Annotated in this window: 1 protein-coding gene; it reads left to right on the top strand. The window is 68.3% G+C overall.

Features of this window, described 5'->3' with window-relative positions; translation table 11 throughout:
• Positions 1-19: 19 nt before the first annotated feature.
• Positions 20-473 (top strand): NAD-dependent epimerase/dehydratase family protein (locus tag RM590_RS35510; RefSeq protein ID WP_311708941.1); only part of this gene is annotated, 454 nt, incomplete at its 3' end.

Below are 473 nucleotides of genomic sequence, written 5' to 3'. Positions count from 1 at the left end.
GATGGGGCGGGCCGAGTTCGTGCGCGCCGACATCCGGAACCCCTTCATCGCCAAGGTCATCCGCAACGGCAACGTGGACACCGTCGTGCATGCCGCGGCGGCGTCCTACGCGCCGCGTTCCGGAGGCCGGGCCACGTTGAAGGAACTCAACGTGATGGGCGCGATCCAACTTTTCGCGGCCTGCCAGAAGGCACCGTCGGTTCGCCGGGTCGTGCTGAAGTCCACCTCAGAGGTGTACGGCTCGAGCGCGCGTGATCCGGTGATGTTCAGCGAGGAGAGCAGCGCTCGGCGTCCTCCGGGCGACGGGTTCGCCCGCGACAGCATCGACATCGAGGGTTATGCGCGTGGACTGGCGCGGCGCCGTCCGGACATCGACCTGACCATCCTGCGGCTGGCCAACATGATCGGGCCTGCGATGGACACCGCCCTGTCGCGGTATCTGGCCGGGCCGGTGGTGCCCTCGGTATTCGGGC

It is taken from the genome of Streptomyces litchfieldiae (assembly GCF_031845365.1).
GTDB lineage: Bacteria > Actinomycetota > Actinomycetes > Streptomycetales > Streptomycetaceae > Streptomyces > Streptomyces litchfieldiae.
This window is presented reverse-complemented; position numbering and strand designations above follow the sequence as displayed.